Origin of the sequence: Streptomyces sp. NBC_01485 (genome assembly GCF_036227125.1) — a bacterium.
Classification (GTDB): Bacteria; Actinomycetota; Actinomycetes; order Streptomycetales; family Streptomycetaceae; genus Streptomyces.
Window position 1 is genome coordinate 9,122,587 of record NZ_CP109435.1, and the last position, 20,172, is coordinate 9,142,758.

16 protein-coding genes are annotated in these 20,172 nt (G+C 70.1%); 11 read left to right on the plus strand and 5 right to left on the minus strand.

The genetic code is table 11. The features are described 5' to 3' along the window. Positions 1 to 39 precede the first annotated feature (39 nt). A complete protein-coding gene (locus OG352_RS39625; RefSeq protein ID WP_329212961.1) occupies positions 40 to 876 on the minus strand; it encodes a TnsA-like heteromeric transposase endonuclease subunit in 837 nt (278 codons plus the stop codon). 272 nt (positions 877 to 1,148) lie between these two features. Beyond that, positions 1,149 to 2,015, minus strand: coding sequence for a trypsin-like peptidase domain-containing protein (locus OG352_RS39630; protein ID WP_329212959.1), 867 nt, complete (start codon positions 2,013 to 2,015; stop codon positions 1,149 to 1,151). A 158-nt stretch (positions 2,016 to 2,173) separates the two neighbouring features. Here OG352_RS39630 and OG352_RS39635 point away from each other — a divergent pair, with 158 nt between their 5' ends. Both OG352_RS39635 and OG352_RS39640 read left to right on the plus strand, forming a co-directional pair. After that, on the plus strand, positions 2,174 to 2,800 hold the full coding sequence (locus OG352_RS39635; protein WP_329212957.1) for a hypothetical protein: 627 nt from the start codon (positions 2,174 to 2,176) through the stop codon (positions 2,798 to 2,800). After that, on the plus strand, positions 2,686 to 3,894 hold the full coding sequence (locus OG352_RS39640) for a hypothetical protein (protein ID WP_329223635.1): 1,209 nt from the start codon (positions 2,686 to 2,688) through the stop codon (positions 3,892 to 3,894). Before OG352_RS39635 ends, OG352_RS39640 begins: the two co-directional genes overlap by 115 nt. Positions 3,895 to 4,064: 170 nt before the next feature. On the opposite strand, the gene OG352_RS39645 is transcribed toward OG352_RS39640, so the two are convergent. Next, positions 4,065 to 5,447: a DNA-binding protein gene (locus OG352_RS39645; protein ID WP_329212955.1), complete on the minus strand. Its 1,383-nt coding sequence runs from the start codon at positions 5,445 to 5,447 to the stop codon at positions 4,065 to 4,067. 534 nt (positions 5,448 to 5,981) lie between these two features. On the opposite strand from OG352_RS39645, the gene OG352_RS39650 reads away from it, so the two are divergent. Both OG352_RS39650 and OG352_RS39655 read left to right on the plus strand, forming a co-directional pair. Beyond that, entirely contained in the window at positions 5,982 to 9,329 is a 3,348-nt protein-coding gene (locus OG352_RS39650) for a DnaB-like helicase C-terminal domain-containing protein (protein ID WP_329212953.1), read from the plus strand. 3 nt (positions 9,330 to 9,332) lie between these two features. Continuing rightward, positions 9,333 to 9,971 (plus strand): hypothetical protein, encoded by a 639-nt coding sequence (locus tag OG352_RS39655; protein ID WP_329212951.1) that lies wholly within the window; start codon positions 9,333 to 9,335, stop codon positions 9,969 to 9,971. Between the two features lie 428 nt (positions 9,972 to 10,399). Here the strand turns inward: OG352_RS39655 and OG352_RS39660 are convergent, their stop codons facing one another. Next, complete coding sequence (locus OG352_RS39660; protein WP_329212949.1) at positions 10,400 to 10,543, minus strand: hypothetical protein; 144 nt, start codon at positions 10,541 to 10,543, stop codon at positions 10,400 to 10,402. A gap of 426 nt (positions 10,544 to 10,969) precedes the next feature. Between OG352_RS39660 and OG352_RS39665 the strand changes: the two genes are divergently transcribed. The 3 genes from OG352_RS39665 to OG352_RS39675 all read left to right on the plus strand — a co-directional run bounded on the left by OG352_RS39665 (position 10,970) and on the right by OG352_RS39675 (position 14,411). Continuing rightward, positions 10,970 to 12,025, plus strand: a complete 1,056-nt coding sequence (locus tag OG352_RS39665) for a hypothetical protein (RefSeq protein ID WP_329212947.1) — start codon at positions 10,970 to 10,972, stop codon at positions 12,023 to 12,025. Next, the gene (locus OG352_RS39670) at positions 12,022 to 12,774 is read left to right on the plus strand and encodes an AbiTii domain-containing protein (RefSeq protein ID WP_329212945.1); all 753 of its coding nucleotides are present in this window, start codon (positions 12,022 to 12,024) and stop codon (positions 12,772 to 12,774) included. Before OG352_RS39665 ends, OG352_RS39670 begins: the two co-directional genes overlap by 4 nt. Before the next feature lie 452 nt (positions 12,775 to 13,226). Then, complete coding sequence (locus OG352_RS39675; protein WP_329212943.1) at positions 13,227 to 14,411, plus strand: hypothetical protein; 1,185 nt, start codon at positions 13,227 to 13,229, stop codon at positions 14,409 to 14,411. A gap of 119 nt (positions 14,412 to 14,530) precedes the next feature. Here OG352_RS39675 and OG352_RS39680 read toward each other — a convergent pair whose 3' ends face one another. Continuing rightward, a complete protein-coding gene (locus OG352_RS39680) occupies positions 14,531 to 15,556 on the minus strand; it encodes a helix-turn-helix domain-containing protein (RefSeq protein WP_329212941.1) in 1,026 nt (341 codons plus the stop codon). Between the two features lie 201 nt (positions 15,557 to 15,757). On the opposite strand from OG352_RS39680, the gene OG352_RS39685 reads away from it, so the two are divergent. The 4 genes from OG352_RS39685 to OG352_RS39700 all read left to right on the plus strand — a co-directional run bounded on the left by OG352_RS39685 (position 15,758) and on the right by OG352_RS39700 (position 19,555). Continuing rightward, a complete protein-coding gene (locus OG352_RS39685) occupies positions 15,758 to 16,723 on the plus strand; it encodes a CBASS cGAMP-activated phospholipase (protein WP_329212939.1) in 966 nt (321 codons plus the stop codon). Position 16,724: 1 nt separating this feature from the next. Further along, positions 16,725 to 17,894 carry a nucleotidyltransferase gene (locus tag OG352_RS39690; RefSeq protein ID WP_329212937.1) on the plus strand — a complete coding sequence of 390 codons (1,170 nt, stop codon included), beginning with the start codon at positions 16,725 to 16,727 and terminating at the stop codon, positions 17,892 to 17,894. Positions 17,895 to 17,907: 13 nt separating this feature from the next. Beyond that, positions 17,908 to 18,303: a hypothetical protein gene (locus OG352_RS39695; protein WP_329212936.1), complete on the plus strand. Its 396-nt coding sequence runs from the start codon at positions 17,908 to 17,910 to the stop codon at positions 18,301 to 18,303. An 832-nt stretch (positions 18,304 to 19,135) separates the two neighbouring features. Further along, on the plus strand, positions 19,136 to 19,555 hold the full coding sequence (locus OG352_RS39700; protein ID WP_329212933.1) for a hypothetical protein: 420 nt from the start codon (positions 19,136 to 19,138) through the stop codon (positions 19,553 to 19,555). Positions 19,556 to 20,172: the final 617 nt, after the last annotated feature.

Sequence of the window (20,172 nt, forward strand, 5' to 3'; positions counted from 1 at the left end):
CAACACACCGCCCACCAGGGACGGCCACCACGTGCTTGCTCAACTCTCCTGCTGCTCCCGCCGCTTCCCGTCGCCTGCGACCGGGCCGGGCGAGACAAGGGTCTGCTCACCCAGCGGCCGTGTCAGGTCCGCGGACAGCCGACCGCTCCACAGCGCGTGGTAAAGCACCGGCAGCGTAGTGAGGACCTCGCCCGCCGCCGCGGCCCCGGCCATCAGCGGCCGCGGCGCGGCGAACGCCTCGAGCACCGCCTGCTCAAGGCCGCCTGCGTCACGGTGGCGGGGATGTCGGTAGCCGGCCAGCCACCGCACGTTCGCCGCCACCACCTTCTCGGGCGGCGCCATGCGCCGGTAGGTGAACCCCGCCGCCGCACAGGCCGCTTCAAGCACCGCGGCGGCGCGCTCGGCCCGGCCGGCGGCGGGAGCCGCCGTGGCGGGGCAGTCGGCGAGCAGAGCGCGGCCGTCGGCATAGCGGGCGAACAGCTGCGGTACCCACGTCAGCACCCGCCCGCTGTCCGGATCCCGCCAGATCAGCCGCACTGGCCGCGCCGACAGCGCTACCACTTGCGGATCGCGGTCCAGGATCATCAGCTGCGTGCACATTGCCTGTGATCCGTGCATCACATGCCGCCCGGTCGTGGCCGACCACCACCAGCCCGGGCCCCACCGCCGCCCCGGTACCACCGGGAACGCCGCCACCGGCGCCAACTGCTCGAACCTGACCGTGACGGCGGCCTCCACCCAGCGGCGCTGCACCAGCGTGCCGTTCGCCTCGGCGAACTCCGCCTCCACCGAGCCCGGTTCCGGTACCCGGTAGACGCTGCCGGCGACGGCCGGTAAGCCGGCCGACGCGCCGTCCTGGCTGCTGTTGATGATCACGTACTCCAGACAACGTCATACCGGTCGCACCGCGCAGGCGAACCGGGCGGTAACCAGGACACCTTCTTCTCGGCTCCCGGCCTCTCGCCATGAGCGTGCGCGCCCACGGTGCCATCTGGTGCCGCCCGTGTCAGTGCGGGTCTCTGCACCTTCCCGCCCGCCCCGCGAGCACTATGCGCGCCACGCGGGGCGCCCTCCGCTCTGAGCAGCAAGCCGTGTCAGCTCCCACGTACAAAACCAGGTGTCGGCCCCGCAGCGCCTGACCGGGCTCTTCATCCCTCAGGCGGCCGCTTGGGCGCGAACTCCGGGAGGATCTCGTCCAGAACCTCGGTCGTCCACACCATGCCCAGGTCGGAATTCTCGTTGAGTCGTCCGCTGTAGACGCCCACCAGGGCCGTGACCCACTCCTCGTGCACATGCACCTCGCCACCGGCGAGCACCATCTCGCCCGGACGGATGTGCATCAGGACCGGCGAACCCGACTGGCCGCTGCGGGTCCTGGAGTCCAGCAGGAAGCCGGGAAGCCTATTCCACCGCGCCAACGGTTCACTGGCCACCGGCGCGGCCGTCCAGACGGCGAAGGGCCAGCTGCCCGTGTCCCCGAAGGGGAAGCCCAGAACGTAGAGGCGGTCCATGACCCGAAGGGGAAGCTCGGCATCAGCCTCGGCGCCAGCATCTGCCCGCCGGTCCTGCGGATACAGGTCCCGCACCGTGGGCCACCCGGTGAGCAGGAAGGCATCCACCGCGCCTTCCGGGACACTGCCGATGGGTACCGCAGCCACATCGGCCCGCTGCTGCGCGGGACTTCGCCACACAGGTACCTGGGCCTCGTCGCCGTCCGCGTACAGCGCGACCTCCTGGTCGACGGGCTCGAACTCTCCTTCCTCTCCCTGCCGGGCGAAGCGCACGCGTAGGTAGTCAGGCCAGAACCCCCTATCGTCCTCCAGCTCGTCTGTCTCCGCGTTGCGCCCGCTCACCACATGCCTCGCCGTGACAAGCCAGAATTCGCCCGGCACCCCCACCAGGAAGCCGGTCCCCGACCCCAGATACACATCAGGGCCGTCTCCCCGGGATCGGAACCACGCCTCGATGTAGAGGGCGGAGAAGGACAGCGTGTGGACCCCATGAACGCCTCGCATGCGGCGACGGTACGGCCAAGCACGGCAACCTGCCCACCGGGCCCCTACCGGACTGGAACAACCAGCCACCCCAGTTTTCGTCAGATTGACGGTAAGGCGGGGAGGGGCCGTCCCGTGCGACCAACGCCCCGTCATGCCGTCGTACCCGGAGGCCTGTTGTGGAACCGCACGTCCAGCTCGCGTTCACCATGCGCGACACCCCCCGCGCGTACGCGGTCCTGCTCGGGGCCGGCGCTTCGATCTCCGCGGGCATGCCGTCCGCGTGGAACGTCCAGGAGGACCTCATCGCGCGCCTGGCGGCCGCCGAGGGCACCACCGGGATCGTCGACCTGCATGCCTGGTACCAGGAGCGCTTCGGACACTCGGCCACCTACGACGGCCTCCTGACCGCGCTTACCAGCACCCGAAACGAACGGCAGGCCCTGCTGCGCGCCTACTTCGAGCCTAACGACCAGGAGCGTGAGGACGGCCTCAAGCAGCCCACCGCCGCGCACCGCGCCATCGCCCGGCTGGCCGCCGCCGGCCGCGTGCCGATCGTGCTGACGACCAACTTCGACCGGCCTATGGAGACCGCCCTGCGCGAGGTGGGCATCGAGCCCACCGTCGTCGCCGACGCCAACGACGCCCGCGGCCTCGCTCCCTTGCACACCATCAAGGCCTCGTCATTCACATCCACGGTGACTACCTCGACCACGAGAGCATGCGCAACACCCCCGACGAACTCGACCAGTACGACGAGGAGATCGACCAGCTACTCGACCGCGTGTTCACCGAGTACGGCCTGATCATCTCCGGCTGGTCAGCCGAATGGGACCCGGCCCTGCGCAAGGCCATCGCCCGCAGCACCACCCGCTTCTTCGCCTCCTACTGGGCCGACCCCCGGCCGCTGCCCGAGAGCGCCCACAAGCTCCTCACCCACCGCGGCCTCACCTACGTCCCGGCCGACGCCGACACCTTCTTCACCGAGATCGCCGACGCCGCCGACGCAGTCGCTGACCTTGCCCGTCGCCACCCCGTGAGCATCGACATCGCGGTGGCCAGGACCAAGCGCGACCTGAACGGCTGGAGCCAGGCCATTACCCTGCACGACACCCTCCGTCGCGAGCTCGACCGCGTCGCCGCCCTCCCCCTGCGCACCACGGGGCCGTGGAACCTTGCCATGGGCGCCGACATCGAGGCCGAACACAATCGCCGGATCGCCACTCTGGAGTCCGAGACGGAACTGTTGCTCGCACTGGTTGCCGTCTCGGCCTACTGGGGCAGCAACACCACCGACCGCTGGTGGCTCCGCGACATCGAAACCCTGGCCGCACCCCAACCCCCCGGCGGCCTCCCCGCCCTGACCCACCTCGCACAGGGTCCCGCCGTCATGGTGATCTACACGGCGGGTATCGCCGCGCTGGCCGCCGAACGTTGGGAGACCCTCACCCAGGTCCTCACCGAGCCCCAGGTGGAGCACCGATGGGGCGGCAAGCGCTACGCCGTGGCCGCCCTCAGTCCCTACGCGACCCTCAACCCCCCTGGCCGTGAGTCCTCCGAATACCTCCACGATCTGCTGCGCCCCGTCTTCACTCGGCACCTCGCCCTCAGCACGACCGCCTACAGCGAGGTGTGGGAACGCTTCGAGTACCTGCGCCTGCTCGTCCAGAACGACGCCGACCAGGGCTTCGACATGCCCCACATCCGCCAGAACGGCTACCTCGACACGTACGACCCCGCCCCCGCCACCTGGCTCAGGACTCAGATCGACAAGCACGGCGACAACCTTCCCCTGCTCCGGGAAGGCTTCCTCGGCGGCAAGCTCACCCGGCTCCAGGAACTGATGGCCTCCGCCGAACTCTCCTTCGACGACATCGCCCACCGCAGGCGCTTCGCGTAGCAGATGCCCGACCTGGTGCTGGAGCTGAGCACCTCACAGCAACAGTGTCCACCCCCGCCACCCGGCCAGCGGTACCTTCGCCCATGAAGTCCCTCAACACCTCGCTCGCCGCCCTCAGCACTGTGGTGTGGCGTAGCTGTTGGCCTTGCCCCACGCACCAGCCCCGGGCGTCAGCGGTCGGCCTGGCCCGTGGCAAGAACCTGTGCCAGTTCCTGGGCGGGCAGGCGGGACCACTGGGCCACGTCCTGAAGCGCCACCCCGGCAGCGACGGCCGCAGTGGCGGTGTGCAGCACGGCCCGGTCGATCAGCTCGGCACTCTGGCTGAGGTGCTCCAGCAGCGTGCGGGCCACCTCGGCGGTGGTGCCACTTTGTACGCCGCGCAGCTGCGCCAGCTGCTCCCGGCTCTCGTCGAGCAACTGGGTGATGCGGAGGCGGTGTTCCGCGGGCACGGTGGCGCGCCACCGGGTGCCCGAGCCGCCCGCCTGCCGCTCTGCCGCCCGCACGCGCAGCTGGCCGGCCATGGCCGCGGGCTGCAGCTCACGCTTCAGCCGCCACGGGGCATCCCGCCATCTTTCGGGCCCACCGCGTCGTGTGCGCACGACAGCCCCCGTCCAGTTGCTCAGCGGGCTGCCGTAATCGGCCGAGGCCAACGGCCCCAGCCATGTCCGGCCCACCCGTTCGCCCAGCCAGGAGCAGAACGGATCGTTGGCGTCCCGTGCCCGCGGCCGCTTCCCGCCGCTTGCGCTCCAGGCCAGTTCGGCCGTCGCCGGCTCCAGCAGCGCCCCGGCGACGGTCACCACCTCAGGGAAGACAGCCGCGTCCCGGCCCACGATCCGCCACCACTCCAGCTCTGCCCCCACGCTGCCGCCCGCCAGCTGGTGCAGACGGCGCGGCCAGATCTCCTCCTGGTCCCAGAACAGGGCCTCCTCCCACCAGCGGGCCACCACCGCATGCGCCACCGCGAACGCCTGCTCCGGTACTACTCCGGCCCGCACCGCACGCCGCGCCACCGAGGGCCACTGCCGCTGCGCGGCCACCACCTCCGGTATGCCCCGCAGATCGAGGTGTTCCAGCGGCTGGTCGGCGTCCGCGTCCAGCAGCCAGCGCGAGTGCCGGCCGCAGACCCGCTGCCAGCGCGGCACGTACCGCACCGCACGTACCGCCTGTCCGGTGCGCCGCGCGGTGCACAGCCGACAGCCGAACGCGGCCGGTCCTACCACTGAGCCCGCCGCCCGCCACCGCACCTGCGCCACGGCGGCCTCTCCGCCGGTGCTGATCTTGGGGTCGTCCACGGTGAGGGCCGGCAAAGCGCGCGCCAGCACCGCGGGCTCCACCCCGCATAACTCGGCGAGCACACGCCGACCCGCATCGTTGAGCACGACCTCCGCATCGGCCCGCACGCCGCCGCCGTCGTGCCGCGCAGGAAAGTTACGGCACGTCCACAGTCGCAGCACGTTCCCGGCCGCCAGACCGTAGCGGGCTGCGACCCGGATGATCAGCGACGCGGTCAGTTCCCCGGCCAGCGGCACGGTCCGCAACGCTCCTGCTGCCACAGCTGTCCCCTATGCCGTTTCCTGTTTCCGGAGCCCCATGCGGGACCTTGAAGAAGGTAGTGGTGATAGCCGAGATGCGGCCCGGGTCGGGCTGCTGCCAGGCTCGGCGCCGACGTTCCGGCATGACCCACAAGGTAATGGGCGGCTCGCTGCAGCCCGCCTTCGCCCGAGTCGTCTGCCGGACGTCGGCGTTGGCCCGCCCCGCGCGTCCCCTCGGCAATGCGTTACGTGTTCTCCCCTGCGCCCGTCACGACGCCCCTTTCCTCTCTTGTCGTTACGTGTCGATGCCGGAGTTGCGTGGCGGGTTTCGTTACGGGTTGGGTAGGGTGGGGCTTGCTGCTGGCGGCCCGGGTCAACTGGGTGCGCCCTAGGTGTGTTGTGTCTGTTGCTGTGTCCTGCCCGTCTTGACTGAGTCCGCCGCCCGCCCGCTGCTGGTTCGAAGGCGGGGGCGTGGTCGTGTCCAGCGGTCGGTGGTTTGCCGGTGGGCTCGGGGCCGTGCTCGGGCCGTCCCGCTTCTCGTGTTTGGAGATCTTGATGTCTGCCCGCTCCGCTGTCCCCGATCCGTCCGCAGCCGAGCCCGCAGTGGAGGGGGCCGGTGGTGCCGTCGAGCCGTCCGCCGCGGCGCCGATGCCGGTTGAGGGGCTGGAGGTATTGGGGGTGACCGAGGCGCGGAACCGGCTGTATGAGCTGGTGGACGCGGCGCGTGACGAGGGCCGGATGACGGTGGTGGTCAAGCGTGACGGGAAAACGCACCGTACCTATCGTGTGGCGCTGATCCCGGTGGGCCGGCTGGATGCCGCCTCGCGGGCGCGGTTGGTGGGGTGGCCGTCGTGGGCGCGGACGGCGGCGCGTCCGAAGCTGGGAGACCGGGTGATCGACGCGGCTGGCCGGCCGGGTGTGCCGGGTGTGCCGCAGGTGCTGCTGGACCGTACGACGCCGCTTGCGGTCCTGGTGGACGCTGCCCTGGTCCCGCCCGGCGATGCACTGGTTGCCGTTCCCGTCGGCGGCGCGCCCGCACCGCCCGCGCCGGCCGCAGCGTGGGCGGACGCCGCGCATCTCCCGTCCGGTGCGTCCGCAGCGCCCCAGGCCCATGAGGCCATTGGAAAGGGCCTGCCCGCTGCCCGCCAGGTCTTCGCTGCGCCCGAGGCCTCCGCCGAACCTGCCGTCGACGTCGCGGACACCGCGTCAGCCGATGTGTCCGCGTCAGCCGACCCTGCCGTCCCGCCCTCTGGCGAAGGTGTTGCCGAGGCCGCGGTCGCGGCCTCGGCGGGTTCCGGTGCTGCGCCTGTACCCGCGCCGCTGGCAGCCGCCGACCGCACTGCGGATCTGCAGGATGCCGGCTCGGACTCCGTCGGGCCCGACGCCGCCGTGGCCGGCCGGGACGCCGGGGCTGCGTCGGCCGGCCACGCTGCCGCTGAGGAAGCCATCGGCGGCCGGGACACCGTCGCCGGTCGGGGTGTGGACGGTACGGCGCCGTCAGCGGGAACGGCCGAGGTCCCCCCACCGGTCCCGTCCGCGGGTGGTGGGCTGCACCGGCTGCACGGTCTGGGAGAGGTCGCCGGGCTGGCCCTGACGGAGGCGGTCGCGCCGTCGGCTGTGCCGCGGTTCGGGTTTGGTCTGCACGCCCTGGATGCCGCGCTGGGGAGTCTGCCGTCGGGGGTGCTGACGGTGGTGGCGGCCGAGCCGCACGCGGGCGGCTCGCTCCTGGCCGTGCATGCTGCCCGGCACATTGCCCTCACCCGCCAACTCCCCGTGCTGTACGCGGCGTCGGGCCCGTCGCGGACGGCTGTGGCACTGCGGGTGATCGCCGGTGAGGCCGGGCTCGACTACCGGCGGCTGCGCACGGGCGCCCTGACCGAGGACGAGCAGCAGGCCGCGGCCGCGGTCCAGGCCCGGCTGGCCGCTGCCGACCTGCACGTCGACGACGGCACCGGCCTGAGCGCCGAGGCGATCGCCGAGACCGCCCCCTACGTCGAGGGCCTGGCCCTGGTCGTCGTCGACCGCTTCCAGCACGCGGCCGATCCGTTCATCCCGCTGTCCGGTCCCGCGCTGCCGGAGGCGGCCCGGGTGCTGGCACATCTGGCCCGCACCCGGAACGTGCCGGTGGTGGCCGTGCTCGACACCGCCGACCCCGACGCCCTGGCCGCGCTGGACGCCGCGCACGTCACCCTGACCCTGACCCGCACCGGCAACGACGCCCAGGTGACGGTGGCCGAACGCGACTTCGGCGAGCTGACGACCGTGGCGCTGCGCGCCGAAGTCGCGTGCGCCCGCTTCACCGACGCGCCCGCCCGCCCGCGGGACCCGAAGGCCGCGCACGCGTTCGTCGACGGCAAGGGCGAGAAGGCCACCGCTGGCCCGGCCGCCGAGGCCGCTCCGGGCGTCGCCCTGCAGCCCGGTCCCGCGCCGGCCGTCTCGGCGGACGTGGGCGAGGGGTTCGCGGTCGTGGAGGCCGAACTCCTCGGCGCTGCACTGCCGTTCACTTCCGGCGCCCGGAGCGGCCTGTCCGCCCGCCTGGCCGGCGCGCTTGCCGCGCTGCGCGAGGCCTCCACCGCGCCCGCCCGGGAGAGTGAACTGCCCGGGCTGCGTCAGGCCCTGGACGGCCTCGCCACCCGCCGCCCGTCGGTGCCGACCACACCGGAAGGGGAGCGGCTCGGAGCCGCGCTGGCTGCGTTCACCGCCGCTCACCGCGATACCTCCACCAGCGCCACCGCCCCAGCACCGGCGACGTCGGCGGCGCCGCAGCCGGCCCCTGCCACCGGCACGCCGGAGGCAGGCCCCACTCCCGCCGAGGTCTCCGGTGCCGCGCCCGGTACGGCCGATCCGGCCCGGCATGTGGTCGAGGGGGTGGTGTTGGAGGCGCCGTCGGCCTCGTTCAGCGACGACACGCCTCCGCCCGAGGACACTCCCGGCACCGGCGGCCGGAACTACACGTACTTCCTCAACAAGATCAGCGCCGCGGTCGACCAGGCCCTCGACGAGACGCACGGCGACATCGAGGCCGCGGTCAAGATGCTGCAGAAGAAAGCCGTGCCGGACTCCATGGCCCTGTTCAAACTCACCCGGGTCGGCGCAAGTTACGTCCACACCGTTTATCCGCCCGCTCTGGATTTCCTCTCGAAACCCGGACAGGGCGAGGCTGACGGAATCTGGGAAGGCCGCCATAAATGGCGTAACGCCCCCCTCTACGAGGCCATCAAGAAGGGGGAGCACCACCCGCTGGAGGTGGTCGGCCTGGACACCAACGCGGCCTACCTGTCCGCCTTCAAGACGCACCTGCCCATCGGCGCACTCAAGCACGATCCCAACGGCGGCTACGACCGCCGCCGCGCCGGGATCCACCGCGTCGACCACTTCGTATGGCCCCACGCCCACCTGCCCAACCCGATCGGCAACCGCAAGGAGCCCGGCCCCTACCTCCTGGACGAGGCCACCGTCCGCCTCCTGATGCGCTGCCATGAACTCAAACTGAGCGAGGCGCCCCGGATCCTGGAATCGTGGACCTCCGGCACCTCTGAAGCCCTCCTGGAGAAATTCCGCCGCGTCCTGCAGCAGGCCCGTCAGACCGCGATCGAAAACGAGGACTCGGCCACCGAGGAATACGTCAAGGCCATGTATTCCCGTTTCACCTCCACGATCGGTGAATCAGGAAAGAACCGAGAGCTCCGCCGACCCGAGTGGGTCCACACTATCCGCTCACAGGCCTTCGCAAGCCTCTGGCTGAAAGGATGGAAAGCCCATCAGGGGGGCCTTATCCTGGTCCAGGTATCCGGCGTTGACGAACTCCACGTCGCCGGAGGCGACTGGAAGAAGGTCTGGGAAGAGGGCCGCAAGCCCACCCAGATGAAGGTGAAGCGCCTTTACACCCTCGGGGGGAATTAACCGATGCCGTACGACGACAGCGGCTGGAAGAATTTCGGCACCTACGGCGCGAACCGCTCCCTCGAGAACGTCCGCGGCGGCAAAGCCCTCGGCCGCGCCCTGGAAGACGCCCTGGAACGCCAGATCCTCGAAGGCGGCATCAAGTCCCCCGTCACCACCCCCCGCGGCCTCAAGGCGCGCCTGAAGTACCTCAACAGCGACGCCGGAGTCGAGGCCATGCGCGAGGCAGGAATCACCGTCAAGTCCCGTGCCCTGAACAACTGGTTCGCCGGCACCCAGAAGCCCAACCCGGCCAACCTCGAGCTCGTCGACACCGCGTACTGGAACCTGCGCACCCAGCGCATCCTGGACAACCTCGGCGCCTTCAAGCAGCACCTCAACAACCAGGGAAAGGGCACTGCGGTCGAGATCCACCCCGTCGACCAGTCCCTGGTCGACGAACACGCCCGCCGCCCCAACCTCGAAGGCGAGCAGGCGCACCGCACCCTGCCCGCAGTGCGCTACATCTGGGACGACGCGGTCGACGCCATGGAAGCCAGCGACGAAGGCAAACTCGAGGAAATCTGGGACGACATCATCACCGAGCTCGACTCCGACTGGGGCGCCTACACCTACGTCTCCTACGTCGGCCTCGGCGCCTGAAGGCGAGTGTCCCGATGCCACCGCGCCGCCGGTGCGACGGTCCTTTCATGACCTTCGTCTGCCTTCTGGGGGTGTTCTCGCCGCTTTGATCGGTGCTGTCCTGCTGGGCCGGTACCTCGGCTGAGGACCCGCCCGTGGCCGCACCGTTGACTGCTCGCAGCAGTGTGCGGGCGGGTGTTACGGGTCCGACCCGACCCGTAACACCCGCCCGCGCAGCCGCAGTTCAGACCGGCCCGTCCTCGAGCGGCGGTTGTCCCGCAAAGTAGCTGGCGCAGGACCCGGTGAACCGTCCGTCCCCGGCGCTGTGCAGGGACGTTCGGTGGTGTTCGGTGTCGGTGTGGCCCGTGCGTGCCGGGCAGGAGCGGGCCGCCGATGTGCCCGGTGAACCCGCAGGGCGGCAACGGCCTTCCCGCTTGCATCACACGGGCCTATTCGATGATCCGGTCGAAGAAGAGGACTGCGGCGGCGGTTGCTGCCGCGCCGGCGGGGACGGCCACCGGCCAGGTGTTCGTGGCGAGGATGGTCAGCAGGCCGGCGCCGAGGCCGGCGAGTACGGCGAGCAGGAAGATCATGGCAGAGCGCTGGTTGAGCAGTGGCCTGTTTTCGTCGGGGTCCCGGAGTGCGGCGGGCGGCAGCGGAAGGGTGCCGCCGTCGGCACGGAACGCGTCGCGCGGGCCGGTGATGTGTTGGCACGTTGTGACCGTGTGCCGCCGGCCAGTTGCTGTGACAACGCCTTGACCTGTGCTGGCATGCCGCGGAACTCGCCCCAGCGCATTCGGCTGGTCCTGCCGCGCAGTTGTCGTAATCATGGCGCTGACGGTGGGTAGAACGCGCGCCACCTCGCCTGGCGTTTCCTCGCAGCAACCCCGAATGCCTCTCGGCGGGAGACCCTGCGCGCGTGGCGACGGGCATCGCCGTCGCGTGTGTGCCTCCGCGCAACAGCGGAGTCTGCTGTGGAGCAGAATCAACCGATCACAATGTGACGAGGGAGGCCGCCCATGAGCCACAACGCGACGTTTCTGCAGGCGGCTCAGGCAAGCCGAGGGGCTCTTACCCGCGGCTGGCTGGCGTTTCCCGCCCCGTCGGCCGATGCGCCTGTACCGGAGTCGGTTGCTCACACGGATGTGGCGGTCCTGAACTTGGAGGATCGGCTTCGTGAGGTGCGACTGGCGGCCGCCCCTCATGTCACGGTGGCGGCCGAGTCCCTCCATGCGGCAGTCAGGGCTGCCGCCGATGCCCAATTCGACCTGCACATGCAGAACTTCAGCAGCGCGGAGCGTCTGTGTGCTCTCGACGACATAGCCTTCACCCGTCACACCGACGCCGTCAGGCAGGCGCTGGAAGCCTTCGTCGCGGCGGCCTACCGAGAGGGAGTATCGGTGACGGCCACAGGTTCAGACCGGGCCAAGGCCGCACGGGTAGCCGAAGCGGTACCGGCGGACGCCGCCTGGCTGGTCCAGCTTTCCCGGCGGATGCCGATGCGCCGCATCCCCGACTTCGTCGCCGAGGGCGTCGACACGGCCCTGGAAGCCTTACAGCGCGATGTCATCGACTTCGTCGACCCGGAACTCGAAGCGGCACATCAGGGCTTCATGGAAGCTCTGGCCCGTCTCGTCGACGAGATCAACGGCACCTTCACCCCCGACCACGACGCCGCATACACCGAGGTCCCGCCGGAGTGGCGGCGCACCGACCCCGAACAGTACGCCCAGACCCTGCGCGATCTCTCCCACGCCCGCGATACCGTACTCGACGGCTACAAGGAGCTGATGAACATCATGAGCCGAAGAGGCCATCTGCCCGCACCGCAGGAACCCCAGCCAGGCCCTTCGGTCCAGGTCACCGCCGGCGACAACTCACCCGTCACGGTGAACGCCCCCTACGCGCACGCCTCCCACGGCGGCCACGCGAGCGCCGGCCAGCCGACACCGGCAGACCAGAGCGCCGCGGCCACGCCCGCGCCGTGGTATCGCAGCGGCATCTTCTGGGGCGCCGTCAGCGCTGTGGGAACAGTAGCCAGTGTCGTCGTCGCCTACCTTGCGCTGGGTAGATGACCGAGTCCACACGCCAGGGGCCGCAGCCCCTGGAGCAGTTGGAACAAGGCGTCCTCGACGACACCGTCCCGCTTGCCGGACTGCTGCGCCTCGCGCTCGTCATCGGCGGCCACGCCGTTTCCCAGCCCCTGAAGCAATGGGCACTCAGCGAACTCGAGGGCTACGGAGGCAAACCCGCCTCCAGCGTTCCGGACTACCGGCGCCCGCGCGCGCCCATCCAGGCCGACTCACACTCGCTGACCTGGCAACGGCACGGTGAAACCATCAGCGCCCTGCACCTCCCCGACATCACACGGGGCACGATCAACGAAGAAGTGACCATCCCGTACGGCGTCGGCCAGCTGCAGAACCTGATCGAACGGACCCCGCCCGGCCAGGCAGTCCACCTCAGCCTTCCCGGTGCGGCCGAACTGCGCACGCTGATGAGCGCGATGGAAAAGTACCGCAGCCGAGCCATCATCATCGACGACCTGTACTGGGCGGTCTCTCCCTCCGTCCTGCACGACATCCTCGACCAAGTCCGCACTCGCCTCACGCAGTTCGTCGCCGAACTGCGTTCCACGATGCCGGCCGGATCCGGCACGCCTACCCCTGAGCAGGTCCACAGGGCCGTTCAGAACATCAGCATCACCACCGGCGACAACTCGCCCGTCACCCTCACCGCTTCGCTCGCCCACGCCGACCACGGCGCAACAGCCAGCGCCTCAGCCGGTGTACAACAGCGCTGGTGGCAGCGACGACGGCGCTAACTCCATCCCCGTCCACGACAGGGGCCACTTTGGTGACGGGTACCCGCAATCCGTCCCCCGCACCAACGAGGCCCCAGCGTTCCTCACGGGGCTGCGAACCTGTCTTGACCCGCTCAACCCCGGCGAGCGCTACGGCCTTCAGGTCGGCAATCACTTCTCCACGCTGTCCTTCAGGTCCGGTGTCCTCCCCGGCGAGGGCATCGAACGCGTCCGGGCATCGCAACCCGGGCATGAACCCAGGCCACCCCCAACAACGCGGAAGCGCGCTGTAGAGCGCTCGCCGCCGACGCCTGGTAGATCAATGGCGGCTGGTGGGAGCAGCGCCAGGTCATACGCGCGGACTCAGGAACGGCAGGGAGGAGGGCGAGCACCGCGGACTGCAGGCGGCTGCTGTACGGCATGGATGCGAGAGGGACGGGAAGGTCGGGGAGTTCGGTGGCTAGGGTCGTTGCATGAGCTTGCGCGACGCGGACTGTTCCTGGCTGCCCGACCACCAACTCCATGTGGTGGAGACGCTGGCTCACGTCGACCACACGATCGAGCGGTTGTTGCGGCTGACACACGATTACACCGAGCACGGGACGATCACGTTCGCTGAAGTGAGCAACGGTGACCGTGTGGACGTCGTGGTCCAGGAGGTCGCTCCGCTCCCGCAGGCGATCCCCCGGCTCGTGGCCGACGCCCTCACCCAGTTGCGGGCCGCGCTGGAACACACCCTGTACGCGGAGGTCGAGACCGCTCTCGGACGCCCCCTGACGGATGAGGAGGCGAAGAGTGTGGAGATGCCGGCCACGTGTGACGCCGCTGCCCTCGCCCACTGGTTCGGCAACCGCAGGCGACGGCAGCTTCCGCCGCTGAATGTCGGCACGCCGCTCGCTCAGCGCATCGAGCGGCTGCAGCCGTTCCAGCGCCGCACCCCCGACGAGCATCCGCTGCGGCTCCTCGCCGTCTACACCAACGTAGCCAAGCACCGCACTCCCGCTGTCGCGGCGACCCGGCTCGGCGCCGTGCACCCCGACGATCCGCACAGCGACCTGACTGTCGCTCTCCCCCTCAAACACGGGCCCCAGCCGGGTGATGGACTGCCCCTGCGGGAGGGTGACGTCCTTGCCAGCGCGCCGCGTGGCGCCCGCATCCCCTTCTCCGTATGGCCGACCGTGTCCCTGCAGCGGCCCCACACCCGTGTGTGGGCCATCGCCGCCAACGAGCTGGAGCTTCTCGAAGCATGGGTACGCACCGTGGCCATCCCCGTTCTGATCACCGGCCGCCACGACGTGAGCCCGCTGCCACCGCACCTCGACATCACCGTCGGACACCGGGACATACGCGCCGCCCTGGCGACGGCGGATCGCACACCCGCCGTCGTCCGGAGCCGGGACAGGATCGCGGCCATCACCGGCCGCGCTGGTCTCGTCGAGTTCCTCGCTTTCTTCACGGAACGGCCCGAGGCGGAAACAGTCCGGGCATGGCTCGACTCGCTGGACGACACACAGGTCGTCGAGCACGTCCTACACCTGCGTACGGTAAGCGGCCGACCACGTGAACTGAGCGAGGCAGGAAGCGAATTGGCCAGCGAAGCCCGCAGGTACAAGGAACGCATCGGGGAGCCGTCCCGCACGGGTGGGGCAGGCGCGTAGGGCAAGGCCTCCAGGCTGCGGGTACGACCTCGGCGCACGGATCTGGGACCGGGCCCACAAGGTCCGGTGCGGCCGCCTGCCGATTCCTCGCGATTCGCCGGAAGTCTAGGGAGTGCCGGTCAGGTGGCCGAGGCGGTCTGCAGGCTCTCCACGATCTGGGGCGGCAGGACGGAGCGGGCGGGGGCGCTGTCGGTGGAGGCGAGGTAGGCCAGCAGCCGCGTGGGCTGCTCCGGCCGGCCGAGGGGGACCGGCTCGACGCGGCGCCACCCGCGGGCGGAGGCCGCTTTGATGGCGGTGAGATAGACGTTCTCGTTCATGCGTCCGAGTGTCCGCGCCCGCATGAGCAGGGCGGCGAGCGAGACCTGCCAGTGCTGTTTGAGATGGAACAGGGTCGGCCAGTCCACCGTGGTCGGCAGCTGGTCGTGGATGTCGTCGGCGGGCATGAGGAAGGCCGCCGCGAACTGGTGGGCCTGTGTCTCGACCTCTTTGACACCCCAGATCTGCTCGCCGTGCAGGACGAGGTGGGCGAGTTCGTGCGCGCTGTCGAACCGGGCGCGGGCGCGGTCGTTCTTGTCGCTGCTCAGGACGACGACAGGGTGGTCGGGAAACGGCAGCGAGAAGGCGTCCACATCGTGGTTGTCCAGAGGCAGCCGGGTCACGGCGACCCCGTGTCCCTCCAGCAGTTCCACGACGTTCGATACCGGCCCAGGAGGAAGCCCCCACAGCGACCGCACCCGGGCCGCCGCCGCCTCGATCTCCGCCCGCCGCGCCTGCAGGCTGCTCACCGGGAGGCGTGGCATGTCCGCGGCGCGGAAGCGGCCCACCGAGGATGCGTGGACGGCGAGATCGTGGGCAACGTAGGCGATCGCCCGGGCGCGGCGGCGGTCGGTCACCGAGGTCCGTCGCAACGAGCGGAAGAAGCCGTCGTGGCTGCCAGTCATCGCCTCGCCGAAGAACGCTGGCGGCACTGCGAGGACGCGGGCCAGCACGCCGGTCGTCTCCGGGCTGGGGCGCGCGGCGCCGCTCTCGAACTGGCTGATGGCTGCCGGCGTGAGCCCGGCCTCGCGAGCGAGCCGAGTCTGGCTCAGCCCGGCCAGTTCACGGGCGGTCCGCAGCCGTGCCCTCTCGAACACCTGCGTGCTCATGTCTCCCCTTGCCTGCCCTGCCCGATCTTGGTCTCCACATCTTGGCGGATCGCGCAGGCCCCGCACGCTCCGGGGACGGCGTGGCCCGACATGACCCTACGACCCACACGCAGAAACATACGCGGAAATCCATGCTGTGATATTAAGTAGTCCCGACAGGGAAGATCCGCTCCTACCGGCAGCGGGTCTTCAACGATCCGCGTGACGGGGGCGGTTGCACTGACCGAGCGTTTCCAGATCCTGGCCCTGGACGGCGGCGGCTTCCGCGGCATGTTCTCCGCGGCGGTCCTTGCCCGACTCGAGGAAGACCTCGACATCCGCATCGCCGACCACTTCGACCTGATCGCCGGCACCTCGACCGGCGGGATCATCGGCCTCGGCCTCGGCCTGGGCCTGACACCCCGCGAGATCCTCGCCTTCTACACCGACCACGGCCCGCGGATCTTCCGCGACCGCTCCAGGATGCGCGGCCTGCGCCACCTTGTGCGCGCGAAGTACAGCACCGAGCCCCTGCGGGCGGCGCTCACCGACGTCTTCGGCGAGCGGACCTTCGGAGAGAGCACCAAACGCCTGGTGATCACCTCCTACAACATCGCCGCCGACGACGTCTACCTCTTCCGGACCCCGCACCTGCCCACCCTCAAACGGGACTGGCGGGAAAAGGCCGTCAACGTAGCGCTCGCCACCTCCGCCGCACCCACCTACCTGCCCGGCATGCCCCTGGACGGGGCCCGCCTCGTCGACGGCGGCGTGTGGGCCAACAACCCCACCATGGTCGCGCTCACCGAGGCCGTCGGACCGCTGTCCGTCCCCCTCGAGGCCATCAAGGTCTTCAGCCTCGGCACCACCACCGACGTCCGAAGCCGCCACCGCCGCCTCGACCGCGGCGGCCTGCTGCCCTGGGCCGGCGACGCCGTCGAGGTCCTCATGCGGGCCCAGAGCGAAAGCGCCGCCAAACAGGTGCGCCACTTCATAGGCAAGGACAACGTCCTGCGCCTCAACCCGACCGTCCCCACCGGAGCCGTCGCGCTCGACAACATCGACACCCAGACCCTCTCCGGACTGGCAGGCCACATCAGCCGCGACGTCTCCCCGGCCATCCACCGCACCTTCTGCGACCACCGAGCCCCCGCCTACACGCCCTGCCACCCCACCCGCGAGGAATGACGTGAACACGCTCCACCCGACGGGGGAGGCCGACACCGACTCCCTCGAACAGATGCTGTCCATGCTGCTCGACGGCGCCGTGGAATCCCTCGACATCTCCCCGGACCTCTACGACACCGCCGTTCGCCGTTACATGGACGTCGGCAGCTGGCTCGGCCTGCACGAGAGCCCGGACTACAAGATCTACTCGCAGGGGTCCTTCCTCCTCGGGACCGTCGTCCGCCCCCAGACACCCACCGGCGAGTACGACATCGATCTCGTCTGCCGCATCCCGCTGCACAAGACCAGCACCACTCAGGACGATCTCAAGCAGCGAGTGGGCGACCAGCTCATCGCGTACCGGTCCTGGAAGCAGCAGCAGGGCCACAGTGATGGCCCCAGCAGCCTGGAATCCCGCCGCCGGTGCTGGACCCTGGGATACACCGGCTTCCACCTCGACGTCCTGCCTGCCATCCCGGACGACGAACACCAGCCCCACGGCATCCTCTTGACGGACAAGAACCTGTACAAGTGGCAGCACGGCAACCCGATCGGCTACGCGGACTGGTTCAGCGCCCGCTCCGAACTCTCGCACGCCCTTCTTGAGAAGCGCGCCAGCATCGCGGACGTGCCCGTCTGGCACATCCGCAGCACCCTCCAGCGCCTGGTACAGGTCCTGAAGTGGCACTGCATGACCTATTTCGCCGACGACACCGACAACCGTCCGCCGTCCATCCTCCTCACCACCCTCGCCGGCCGCGCCTACCGCGGGGAGGACGACCTGTTCACTGCCCTGCGCAACGTACTCGCCGCCATCCCCGGCTTCATCGAACGGCGCAACGGCCAGTGGTGGGTCGCCAACCCCGCCCACAAGGAGGAGAACTTCACCGACAAGTGGAACGAATACCCTCAGCGGCGCCAGGCCTTCAACACGTGGTTCGGCGAGCTCACGGAGACCATGGACAACTTGTCCCTGATGCACTCCGAAGGCCTGGACACCGTCTACTCCCACCTCACCAAATCCTTCGACCCCGGCCCCCTCCAACACTCCTTCACCCGCTACGCGAACCGCATGAAGAACACGGCCACCCAGCAGCGGATGAGCACCACGGGACTGCTCTCCACCACCACCGCCGGCCCGCGCAGGCGCCCCCAGACCTTCCATGGCCAGCACACCGACGCGCGCGATTAACCTCGCCCGGCAGATGGCCGCCGTCAAAGCGGCCGTCCCCACAGCCGAAACGACACTGCGCGGCGGTGAACTCGTCTGCAACCTCACCCTGCAACCCACCCCCGTCAGCAGGCGCTACACGGTCAGGATCGCCTATCGCCACCGCGGCAACCCCCGTGTGAGCATCACCGACCCGCCACTGGCACTGCACCCGGACGCCACACACCTCCCGCACGTCTACGCCAGCGGCGACCTGTGCCTGTACCTGCCCGGGGAGTGGAACGACCACATGTTCCTCTCCCAGACCATCGTGCCGTGGGCTTCGGCCTGGCTCCTGCACTACGAACTCTGGCTCATCACGGGCCGTTGGACGGGAAGCGGCGAAGAGCACGCCCTCCCGACCGCCTGGCCACCCACCGCCTACCCGTGAAACAACCGCACCATCTCGCAGGCCCCACCGGGGCGTACGCCTGCGAAAGCGGGTTGTCGACGATGCCCGATCCGCCGACGATGTCCCCGTGAGCGAACACAACCACACACGCAACCCGGGCACCGGCCTACTCGGGCCGAACTTCAGCCGCCGCAACCGCCAGCAACCCACCTACGACCGTGTCGGCGCCGCCTCGCCCGCACCGGGCCTGCCGGAGGTGGCCTCGGCCGCAGCGGGCGACGGTGGGCTCGGCTGTGAGCGGGGGAGCGGACGTAACGGTGCCTCCAGACGATTCAGCGGGACAATCTGTGGCCCCCCGGCCGCGCTGAGCCGATAGAGCCGCCCCTGCGGCACCGCGTGGCGGGGTTGAGTCCGCCGCGCCACTGCGCGTAGCGGGAGGCGGCGTCGTCCGGCCAGAGGATCCCGTGCCCGGAGGGCACGGCCAGGGCGCGGTGGAGGTCCGTGGGATGCCCCAGCACCGCCAGCCGCGCCGTGACGTCCCCGAGCGGCCCCCACACCAGCCGCCGGCGCCCCTGCAGCGCCCGCGCGATCCGCCCCGCCCCCTCACCCGCTGAGACCGCGTCCGCCGGCGCCCGCCGGTCCGCGGCCCGGCGAGACGGACCAGGACGTCCTCCAGGACGAGGCCCGTCTCGTCCGCGACCTGGACCCGCCCGGCCAGCGGCGGCCGCGCCCGACCCGACCCCGTCAACGGCGCCGCGGTCAGCTCCACCCACACCACCGCCAGCCGCTCCGACAGCAACGCCCCAGCCCACCGGCCCAGTTCAGCCCTGCGCACCCGCAGCGCCTCGTGCGTCTCGGCCAGCCGCGCCAGATGCCGGCACGCCGCGCACACCCGCCGCCCGTCGTGCTCGAGCAGCGGCAGCTGACCAACGGCCCCGCACCCCTCACACCCCCGCCCGACCGCCCGCCGCTGCGCCGCGGCGGCGAGCTGGCGGCCGGTGGCCGCGGTGGGGACGGACTCGGCGACGGCGTACAGGTCGAACGTCTCGGCCTTCCCCCGCCAGTTGAAGTCCCGGACTCGGGCACGGACGGGACCGCCGGGACGCCGGGGCGGGTCGGCGTCGGCCAGCCGGGTCCGGGTGACCAGCCCGGCGGGAACGCCGCTCCAGCGCTCATACCGCCGGACCTCAGCCGCCGCGACCGCCGCACCGATCCCGTCCGCAGCAGCGGCACCTCCCGCCGCCCGCTCCTCACCCGTCCCGCGCGTACCGTCGACTACGGCGGCTGCTGAATTCGTGACGCTCAATTCCCCAATTCATTTCCGTGCCCTATCCTGTTACGGGTTGCCTTTCTCTCCCCGCAACTCCATTACGTGTTACGCGTCCTTTCCGGAACCCGTAACAAACCTCTAATGGGATTCCATCGGGACTGACGCCCCCTCAATTCAAACGGAATCAGTTTCTGACGCCATGTAACCCGTAACGGAATGCGCACCAATTCCAAAGAGGTCTAGTCCACTCAGAACCAAGCATGGACGATTGATCTGATGTACCGTCAGACAGCAACGATGCGGCACCAGTTGCCAACCTCCCCTCGTTGCTGCCATACTGTAACCACAACGGACCGGGGCAGGGAAGCCCGGAGGGCGCCCCGGACCCACCCGGACCAGAGACACAAACCCCCTTAAACCGGAGGCATTAAGCCTCTGACCAGGGAAAACAGAAGATCAGGCCGCCACCCAGACCGGGAGCCACGCTCCGCCGGCACGGTGACCCACCCGAGGCCGGCACCCGAGACCACGGGGACAAAGACAACAGAGAGTAACGTTCAACTCTCAACGTCTTCAAGAGGGTTGCGGAGCAACCCAACATCATTCCGTCGCGAAGTGACGGCGCGTCATGTCTCCGG